The organism is Nocardioides sp., assembly GCF_036493135.1.
Lineage (GTDB): Bacteria > Actinomycetota > Actinomycetes > Propionibacteriales > Nocardioidaceae > Nocardioides.
The window spans coordinates 22,967-32,571 of record NZ_DASXQG010000091.1; the positions used below are offsets into that span (position 1 = coordinate 22,967).

The following is a 9,605-nucleotide window of genomic DNA, read 5'->3' on the forward strand; positions in this document are numbered from 1 at the left end:
TAACCCGCTCCGCGGGCGATGCGCGGACGTAGCTCAATGGTAGAGCCTCAGTCTTCCAAACTGATGACGCGGGTTCGATTCCCGTCGTCCGCTCGCAGGCGGTTCCAGAGCCCTTCCGGGGGTCTCCGGGAGTCGCCGAACCGGGGCGTAGCGTAGTGGCTAGCGCGCCTGCTTTGGGAGCAGGAGATCGCAGGTTCGAGTCCTGTCGCCCCGACCACCGACCAACCGCGTATCTCGCCGAACGTCGGCGGCGGGGCCATCCGGGCCTGCACACTGGGCGAGTGCCCATCCCCCCGGTAGCCGCGCTGACGTCGACCGCGTCTCCCCCCACCCCGCGCAGGCTCGTCGTCTTCGACGCCTGTCTCACGGTGCTGGCGCTCGCCGCCATCGCGCAGGGGTTCTGGAAGTGGCACGAGTACGGCCCACCCGACTGGCAACCGGTCTCGGTGATCGGTCTGCTGAGTCTCCCGCTGCTCGCCCGCTACAGCATCACGGTGTCGCGCGACGCCGAGGCCAACGTCATCGGGCTGAGTGCGGCGGTGCTGTTCGCGAGCAGTCTCGGCGCCGACAGCCACATCTTCCCGGTCTGGGCGCTCATCGTGCTGGCCAGCTCGATCGCCTTCAAGGGTGGTCTGCGGTACGGCCTGCCGAGGGGAACCGACGACGTGGTCGCCGGCTGGGCGCTGGTGACCGTCGCGTCATACATCGACTTCGGGCTGCGGCCCTTCGACCGCACCCTGGTCGCACTGCTGGTCTTCGTCGCGGTCGAGGCCCTGGTGTTCTGGGTACGCCGTCGGCTGCGCGGTCAGCAGTCCCCGCAGCAGGCGTTGGACAGGTCGTCGACGGCGCTGGCGCTGTTCGGCCTGTACTTCGCCTCGGTGTTCATCGCCGCGCTGCGTCGTACGTACACCGCGCCGAGCAGCACCGGGAACGCAGAGGTCGCGGTGATGGGGCTGAGCCTCGTCGTCGCCACCCTGATCGGCTACAGCATGAGTCAGAACCTGATCCGAGGAGTGGCGGTGCTCTCGGAGGCGGCGACGAACCTGCCCTGGCCGGCCGACGAGAACGACCGGCTCGTGATCAGGTTCGCCCGGTCGGCGATCCGCAGCGCGACGGCGGACATCGTCCCCCGCACCGGGCCGCCGGGCTCGCTCAGCGCCTCCATCGACGAGGTGCGCTACCTGGTACTGCGTCGGATGCCCGGCGACCGGGCCTACACCGAGGCCGACCAACGCCTGCTGGAGGCGGTCGCGGCGATGGCCAGCGTGTCGCGCTCGGTCGACCTCCGCGAGGCCGGTCTCCGGCTGCGCAGCGTCACCGACGCGATGACCGGGCTCTGGAACTACCCGATGTTCGTCGAGCTCGCCGAGCAGGCCATCCGTGCGCGCGCCCAGGGCGAGGTGCTGGCGCTGCTGTTCCTGGATCTCGACAAGTTCAAGCAGCTCAACGAGGAGCTCGGTCACTTCGACGCCGACCAGGTGCTGTGCGAGATCGCCGGCCGGTTGCAGGAGGCGGCGCCCCCGACGGCGGCGGTCGCGCGCTTCGCCGGCGACGAGTTCGCGCTGCTGCTGCGCGGCGTCGACCGCGACACCGTGGCCGCCCACGTGCAGGGGCTGGTCGAGGCGGTGACCGCGCCGATTGCGGTCGCGGGCCGGTTGATCACCGTCCACGTCAGCGTGGGAGTCGGGGTCAGTGACGCCATCGACGACTCGTTCGACGACGTGATGCGGGTCGCCGAGGAGCACATGCGCGAGGCCAAACGTGCCGGCCGCGCGGCATCGGCGTCCCGGGACGAGAAGGACCTGGTGTCGAGCATGCTGGGCGAGGGCGCCACCGCCGTCGCCTTCCAGCCGATCCTCGACGCTCGTTCGGGCGCCCTGTGGGGATGCGAGGCGCTGCTCCGCGCCACCGACCCCGAGCTCGGCGAGGTCTCCCCGCTCACCCTGGTCAGCTCCGCCGCGCGCCAGCAGACGCTGGACGAGCTGACGGCCAAGATCGGCGAGGAGGCGCTCGATGCCATGAATGCGCTCGCGCATCGAGTGGCGGCGCCGCTGCACCTCACCGTGAACCTCGAGTTCGAGCAGTTCCGTGTCGACAACCCCGTCTTCGAGCGGCTCAGCAGATCGCTGGGTGAGCGGGGTGTCCAGCTGGTGCTGGAGCTGTCCGAACGCAGCTACGGCCGCTGGACCAGCCAGCACGACCTGCTCGCGGAGCGACTCAAGAAGCGGGGGATGGGGCTGGCGATCGACGACTTCGGGGCCGGCTACGCGACGTTCAGCCTGCTGAACAAGTGGGGCTGGGACGTCGTGAAGATCGACAAGTCCCTGATCACCGCGGACGACGAGCAGTCGCGCCTGCTCTTCTCGAACGTCGTACGCACGCTGCGCGAGCTGAAGCTGACCACCGTCGCCGAGGGCGTCGAGACCCCCGATCAGATGCTGGCCGCCCGCCGAGCGGGGGTCAGCCTGATCCAAGGACACCTGGTGTGCGAGCCGGTCGGGATGGACGAGCTGCTGTGCCGGGTCGGCCCGGACGGGAACGGCCTTGCCGAGCGCCTGCACGAGTACGCGTGAGGCGGTCCGCGGGCCGTCTGCGGGCGCTCGGCTCGGTTAGGTGCGTTCCCGGCGGTGCCCTAGGCTGAGAACGCCGTGCGAGCGGCTTCCCCCAGCTAGGAGACATGGATTGAAGAGCGCCGTCGAGACCTTGGGCCCCACCCGGGCCAAGCTCACCGTCGAGGTGCCCTTCGAGGAGCTCAAGCCGAGCCTCGACAAGGCGTACAAGACCATCGCCCAGCAGATCAACGTGCCCGGCTTCCGCCGCGGCAAGGTCCCCCCGATGGTGATCGACCGCCAGGTCGGGCGGGGCGCCGTGCTGGAGCAGGCGATCAACGAGGTCGTCCCGCAGAAGTACGTCGAGGCGCTCCAGACCCACGACCTCCAGCCGCTGGCCCAGCCCGAGGTCGAGGTCACCCGGATCGACGACAACGAGGCGATCGAGTTCACCGCCGAGGTCGACGTACGCCCCGAGATCACGGTCCCCGACTGGCACGGACTCAGCGCCGAGGTCGAGGACCTGACCGTCTCCGACGACGACGTGGACGAGCAGGTCCAGGCGCTTCGCGAGCGCTTCGGCAGCCTCACCGACGTCGAGCGTCCCGCCGCCGACGGCGACTTCGTCACTCTCGACCTCGTCGCGACCCAGAACGGCGAGCCGGTCGACGGCGCCGAGGTCAGCGACATGTCCTACCGGGTCGGCCGTGGCGGCATTCTCGAGGGTCTCGACGACGCGCTGGTCGGCATGGGCGCCGGCGACGACAAGACCTTCACCTCCCAGCTGGTCGGCGGCGACCTCGTCGGCCAGGACGTCGAGGTCCAGGTCAAGGTCTCGCAGGTGCAGGAGCAGGAGCTGCCGGCGTACGACGACGAGTTCGCCCAGCTCGCCTCGGAGTTCGACACCGCCGACGAGCTGACCGACGATGTCCGCAGCCGGCTCGGCAACGGCAAGCGCCTGGAGCAGGCGGCAGCTGCGCGGGACGCGGTCCTCGAGCGGCTGCTCGACCAGATCGAGGTGCCCCTGCCCGAGTCGATGGTGGCCGACGAGCTGACCGAGCGCCGAGGCAGCATCGAGCAGCAGCTCTCCTTCGCCGGCATCACGCTCGACAAGTACCTCGAGGACGAGGGCCAGACCCAGGAGGAGTTCGAGGCCGACCTCGAGCGCCGGGTCCGCGACGCGGTCGCGGCGCAGTTCGTCCTCGACGAGGTCGCCGGCCAGCTCGAGCTGGGCGTCGACCAGCAGGAGCTGACCGAGCACATGGTGCGGCGGGCCCAGCAGTCCGGCCAGGACCCGCAGGAGTTCGCCAACCACATGTTCGAGCACAACCACATCCCCGAGCTGGTCGCGGAGATCCGCCGCGGCAAGGCGCTCGCGCAGATCGTGGAGAGTGCGACGGTGACCGACGGCTCCGGCAACGTGGTCGACCTGAAGAACCTCCGCCCGGACGGCACGCTCGGTGACCCGGCCGAGGCCGATGACGAGGCCGATGGCGACGCCGAGCCCGACGAGGAACCCACGCAGGCCTGAGGTCTGGTGACGGTCTCGCCGGGTCCCCGCCTGCTCGACGCCGCGGCGCTGCTCGCCGCGGTGGCCGACGAGGTGGTCGTGGGCACGGTCCGTGACACGCATCTGGCCTGGGCCGACCGCGTGCACGGTGCGGTGCGCCGTCCCGCGCACGGCGCCTCGCGCGTCCCGGAGCTGGTCCATCGCGGCATCGCCGGGAGTGTGTACGCCGGGCTGGGCGTGGGACTCCGGGCGGTGTCCCGTGGTCTGGGGGCGCTCGCCGAGCGCGATCTCGGGCCGGGTCTCGAGGACACCCCCCGTGGGCGGCTCGTCAACGCCGCCGTGAACGGCATGATCGGCGACCGGCTGGCCCGGGAGCGCCCGCGGCTGGCCGTCCCGCTCGCCGTACGCCGTGACGGTCGCGACGTACCGCTCCGCACCGACGCGCTGGAGACGGCGTTCCCGTCGGCGACCGGCCGGGTGGCGCTGCTCCTGCACGGGTGGTCCGAGGACGAGTCGGCGTTCGACCGTCACCGCGACCGGCTCCGCACGACGTACGCCGACACGCTGGCCGAGCTCGGGTGGACCCCGGTGCTCCTCCGTGCCAACTCCGGCCTCTCGCTCCGCGAGAACGGCGTCGCACTCGCCGCCCTCGTCGAGGACCTGGTCGGGGCCTGGCCGGTGCCGGTCGAGCGGCTCGCCTTCATCGGCCACTCGATGGGCGGCCTCGTGGTCCGCGCCGCCGGCGCGGTCGCCACCGACGCGGACGAGCCGTGGACCGACCTGCTCACCAACGTCATCACTCTCGGCACCCCCCACTTCGGCGCGCCGCTGGCGGGCGGGGTCGGGCGGGGCTCGCGGGCGCTCGGGCGCCTGCCGGAGTCCGCAGCGTTCGGTCGGATCCTCGACCAGCGCTCGGTCGGGGTGCTCGACCTCGTCGCCGGCCTCGGCGACGAGGCGCCGGCGCTGCCGCACGTGCGCTACCACCTGGTCTCCGCGACGCTCAGTCGATCGCCGCATCACCCGGTCGGCTGGGTGCTCGGCGACCTGCTGGTGCGCCAGCCCTCGGCGTACGGCGCGTCACCAGGCCGGTCGTACAGCCACCCCGGGCTGTTCCCGGACGCCGACCGACTGCACCTCCCGCGAGCCGGGCACTTCGACCTGCTCAACCACCCGCGCGTACACCGGGCGCTGCGCGTGTGGCTGGGAGAGACCGCCGAATCTGCTGTCGGCGAACAGCGCCCCGACACGCGTGGAAGCACCGCCCGATCCGGCTAGGGTCGGCCTCGTGAACGACTACTCGCCCACAGATTTCCCGCAGCGGAGCGCGCAGATGAACGGTGGCGCCGCCGGCTACGGCCTCGACGACCACATCTACCAGCGGCTGCTCAAGGAGCGGATCATCTTCCTCGGCTCCGAGGTCCGCGATCAGAACGCCAACGCGATCTGCGCCCAGCTGCTCCTGCTCTCCGCCGAGGACCAGAAGGCCGACATCTTCCTGCACATCAACAGCCCGGGCGGCTCGGTCGACGCCGGGATGGCGATCTACGACACCATGAACTACATCCCCAACGACGTCGCGACGGTCGGCATGGGCCTGGCGGCGTCCATGGGCCAGTTCCTGCTCTGCGCGGGGTCCAAGGGCAAGCGCTACGCCCTGCCCCACGCCCGGATCATGATGCACCAGCCCAGCGGCGGCATCGGCGGCTCGGCGTCCGACATCAAGATCCAGGCCGAGCAGAGCCTGCTGCTGAAGAAGCAGCTCACCGAGCTACAGGCCCAGCACACCGGGCAGACCATCGACCAGATCGAGCTCGACTCCGATCGTGACCGGTGGTTCACACCGCAGCAGGCGCTCGAGTACGGCTTCATCGACCACGTGATCACCAGCGCCGCCGAGGCCAGCGACGAGGGCCGTCCGGCCCGGAATGAGGACTGATGAACTACTACATTCCGCAGTGGGAGGAGCGCACGTCGTACGGCTTCCGCCGGATCGACCCCTACGGCAAGCTCTTCGAGGACCGCATCATCTTCCTCGGCACCCCGATCTCCGACGACGTGGCGAACGCCGTGATGGCGCAGCTGCTCTGCCTGGAGTCGATGAACCCCGACCAGGACGTCCAGATCTACATCAACAGTCCCGGTGGCTCCTTCACCGCGTTGACGGCGATCTACGACACCATGAAGTTCATCAAGCCCGACGTCCAGACCGTCTGCCTGGGCCAGGCCGCGTCCGCCGCGGCCGTGCTCCTGGCCGCCGGTACGCCGGGCAAGCGACTCGCCCTGCCGAACAGCCGGATCCTGATCCACCAGCCCTACACCGAGGGCACCGGCGGCCAGATCTCCGACCTCGAGATCCAGGCCAACGAGATCATCCGGATGCGTGGGCTCCTGGAGAAGATGATCGCGGACGCGTCCGGCAAGGACCAAGAAGCGGTCAGCCGCGACATCGAGCGCGACAAGATCCTCACCGCCGAGCAGGCGGTGGACTACGGACTCATCGACGCGGTCCTGAGCTCGCGATCGATCGCGCCCGCACTCGCGTGAGGACCCACGGCGCGTCTGCCCACGGAGGGCCGGCCGCCAGGCAAAGATCGCGCGTGGGGTCCTGTCAACAAGGGCCCGAAGATGTACCGTCGAAGGACTCGCCCGAGCAGCAGAGGACACCACCGGCACCAGGCCGGCCGAACCGGAGGATGACCGCCCGTGGCACGTATCGGTGACGGAGGCGACCTGCTGAAGTGTTCGTTCTGCGGGAAGAGCCAGAAGCAGGTCAAGAAGCTGATCGCAGGTCCGGGCGTCTACATCTGCGACGAGTGCATCGACCTGTGCAACGAGATCATCGAGGAGGAGCTCGCCGAAGGCAGTGAGGTCAGCCTCGACGAGCTGCCCAAACCCCGCGAGATCTTCGAGTTCCTCAACTCCTACGTGATCGGCCAGGAGCGCGCCAAGAAGACCCTCGCGGTCGCGGTCTACAACCACTACAAGCGGGTCCAGGCCGGTCTGCAGGCCACGGCCAAGCACTCCAAGGAGGAGTCGGTCGAGGTCGCCAAGTCCAACATCCTGGTGATCGGTCCGACGGGGTGCGGCAAGACCTACCTCGCCCAGACCCTGGCGCGGATGCTCAACGTCCCGTTCGCGATCGCCGATGCGACGGCTCTGACCGAGGCGGGCTACGTCGGCGAGGACGTCGAGAACATCCTGCTGAAGCTGATCCAGGCCGCCGACTACGACGTGAAGAAGGCCGAGACCGGGATCATCTACATCGACGAGATCGACAAGGTCGCCCGCAAGGCGGAGAACCCCTCGATCACCCGCGACGTCTCCGGTGAGGGCGTGCAGCAGGCCCTCCTGAAGATCATCGAGGGCACCACCGCATCGGTGCCGCCGCAGGGCGGCCGGAAGCACCCCCACCAGGAGTTCATCCAGATCGACACGACGAACATCCTGTTCATCGTGGGCGGTGCCTTCGCCGGTCTGGAGCACATCATCGAGCAGCGGGTCGGCAAGAAGACCCTCGGCTTCACCGCCGAGGTCAAGGGCGCCGAGGAGCGCGACTCCGACGACCTGCTGGCTCAGGTGCGGCCCGAGGACCTCACGAGGTTCGGCCTGATCCCCGAGTTCATCGGCCGGCTCCCGATGGTCGCGACGGTCAAGAAGCTCGACGTCGACGCGTTGATGGAGATCCTCACGGTCCCGCGCAACGCCTTCGTCAAGCAGTACCAGAAGCTGTTCGAGCTCGACGAGGTCACCCTGGAGTTCACCGACGAAGCCATCCGAGCGGTCGCCGTCAAGGCGCTTGAGCGCGGCACCGGCGCCCGCGGTGCGCGGGCGATCCTGGAGGAGGTCCTCCTCCACGTGATGTACGACGTACCCTCCCGCGAAGACATCGGCAAGGTCGTCGTCACCGAGGAGGTCGTGGTCGACGACGTGGCCCCGACCCTCCTGCCGCGCGAGTCCGAGGCGAAGAAGAAGAAGTCCGCCTGACGCAGACCGCGTCGGCCCGGCCTGCCCCAGTGTCGGGGGTAGTCCGTTCAGGCCATTTTCCGCTCATTTCGGGCGCCGGCACTCCCGCTGCGACCATCCCGACCGGAAGACTGATCGCGCACCGTCACTGGTCCTGAGGGGGGACGCGTAGTGGGGGCCGATCGCAGAGGGCCACTGGCGGCTTTTGTCGTCATCGCCATCGTCGCAGCCATCCTGCTGGTGACGTCTGTGCGCAGCCACGCGGCGCCCGGCTGGCTCGATCCCGACCAGGTCCCCGCGAGCGCCAACCCCTGAGGGCGGTCGGGTCAGGCCTGGTCCTCTGCGGCCACCGTCGCCGCCACCGACAGCTCACCGTCGGCGGTCACGTACGTCGGTGCGGCCGTGATCCGGCCCGCGCGGACGAGGTCGGCCTCGGCGAGCCGGACGGCCGCCAGCGCCACCTCCGGGCCGCTGAACTCCACCGCCGAGAGCGCATGCCGCATCGACACCTTGGCCTGCGACTTGGCACCCCTGATCCCGATCAGGGCCGCGGCCACGGCGTCCAGAGCCGTCGCGTCACCGTCGATGTCGCCGATCTCGGAGACCTCCGGCCACGGGGCGCGGTGGATCGAGCCGTCCTGCCACCAGGACCAGACCTCCTCGGTCACGAACGGGACCACCGGCGCGAGCAGCCGGAGCTGGATCCGGAGCGCCAGCGCGAGGGTGGCCCTCGCCGACTCAGTCGCGACGCCGCCGGCCTCGTCGTACGCCCGCTCCTTGACCAGCTCGAGGTAGTCGTCGCAGAACTCCCAGAAGAACTTCTGGGCCGTTTCGAGCGCGGTGGTGTAGTCGTAGGCGTCGAACGCCGCCGTCGACCTCTCGATCACCTCCGCGAGCCGGGCGATCAGGGCGCGGTCGACCGGCTCGGTGACCGCGGCCGGGTCGGGGGCGGTGGCGCCGACGTTGCCGAGCACGAACCTCGAGGCGTTCAGGATCTTCATCGCCAGCCGGCGCCCGTCCTTGAGCGGCTTCTCGTCGAACGCGCTGTCGAGCCCGGGTCGCAGGGAGGCGGCGCGCCAGCGGATCGCGTCGGTGCCGTACTGCGCGAGCAGGTCGCTCGGTGTCGAGACGCTGCCACGCGACTTGCTCATCTTCTTGCGGTCGGGGTCGAGCACGAAGCCCGAGATCATCGCGTGCGACCAGGGGACGGTGCCGTCCTCGAAGTGCGCGCGGACGACGCGCGAGAAGAGCCAGGTGCGGATGATGTCGTGCGCCTGGGAGCACAGGTCCATCGGGTACACGCGCCGCCACAGATCGGGATCGCGCTCCCAGCCGCCCGCGATCTGCGGCGTCAACGAGGAGGTGGCCCAGGTGTCCATCACGTCGGGGTCGCCGACGAAGCCTCCCGGCTGCCCGCGCTGCGAATCGTCGTACCCGGGGGGGACGTCCTGCGACGGGTCGATCGGGAGTGAGTCCTCCGACGCCGCGATCAGCCGGTCGTGGAGCGGCTCGCCCTCGGCGTCCAGCGGATACCAGACGGGGAACGGCACGCCGAAGTAGCGCTGCCGGCTGATCAGCCAGTC

At 69.9% G+C, this 9,605-nt stretch carries 7 protein-coding genes and 2 tRNA genes; 8 read left to right on the forward strand and 1 reads right to left on the reverse strand.

Going from position 1 to position 9,605, the window contains the following annotated elements; genetic code table 11:
* The first annotated feature begins 22 nt into the window (after positions 1 to 22).
* The 8 genes from VGJ24_RS17530 (at position 23) to clpX (ending at position 8,043) form a co-directional block, all read left to right on the forward strand.
* Positions 23 to 93, forward strand: a tRNA-Gly gene (locus VGJ24_RS17530).
* Between the two features lie 48 nt (positions 94 to 141).
* Positions 142 to 217 (forward strand) — tRNA-Pro (locus VGJ24_RS17535).
* A gap of 64 nt (positions 218 to 281) precedes the next feature.
* Complete coding sequence (locus VGJ24_RS17540) at positions 282 to 2,573, forward strand: bifunctional diguanylate cyclase/phosphodiesterase (RefSeq protein ID WP_331501933.1); 2,292 nt, start codon at positions 282 to 284, stop codon at positions 2,571 to 2,573.
* 109 nt (positions 2,574 to 2,682) lie between these two features.
* A complete protein-coding gene (gene tig, locus VGJ24_RS17545) occupies positions 2,683 to 4,080 on the forward strand; it encodes a trigger factor (RefSeq protein WP_331501934.1) in 1,398 nt (465 codons plus the stop codon).
* A 6-nt stretch (positions 4,081 to 4,086) separates the two neighbouring features.
* Positions 4,087 to 5,334: a hypothetical protein gene (locus tag VGJ24_RS17550; RefSeq protein ID WP_331501935.1), complete on the forward strand. Its 1,248-nt coding sequence runs from the start codon at positions 4,087 to 4,089 to the stop codon at positions 5,332 to 5,334.
* 55 nt (positions 5,335 to 5,389) lie between these two features.
* Positions 5,390 to 5,995, forward strand: a complete 606-nt coding sequence (locus VGJ24_RS17555; protein WP_331501939.1) for an ATP-dependent Clp protease proteolytic subunit — start codon at positions 5,390 to 5,392, stop codon at positions 5,993 to 5,995.
* Entirely contained in the window at positions 5,995 to 6,603 is a 609-nt protein-coding gene (locus tag VGJ24_RS17560; protein WP_331501936.1) for an ATP-dependent Clp protease proteolytic subunit, read from the forward strand. The genes VGJ24_RS17555 and VGJ24_RS17560 overlap by 1 nt, the downstream gene beginning before the upstream one ends.
* Before the next feature lie 159 nt (positions 6,604 to 6,762).
* A complete protein-coding gene (gene clpX / locus VGJ24_RS17565) occupies positions 6,763 to 8,043 on the forward strand; it encodes an ATP-dependent Clp protease ATP-binding subunit ClpX (protein ID WP_331501937.1) in 1,281 nt (426 codons plus the stop codon).
* Between the two features lie 305 nt (positions 8,044 to 8,348).
* Here clpX and VGJ24_RS17570 read toward each other — a convergent pair.
* A partial coding sequence (locus tag VGJ24_RS17570) for a class I tRNA ligase family protein (RefSeq protein ID WP_331501938.1) occupies positions 8,349 to 9,605 on the reverse strand: 1,257 nt, incomplete at its 5' end.

Excerpts from the sequence above, each read along its gene's own strand:
- VGJ24_RS17555 (WP_331501939.1), top strand. The coding sequence starts at position 5,390 with ATGAACGGTGGCGCCGCCGGCTACGGCCTCGACGACCACATCTACCAG.
- VGJ24_RS17560 (WP_331501936.1), top strand. The coding sequence starts at position 5,995 with ATGAACTACTACATTCCGCAGTGGGAGGAGCGCACGTCGTACGGCTTC.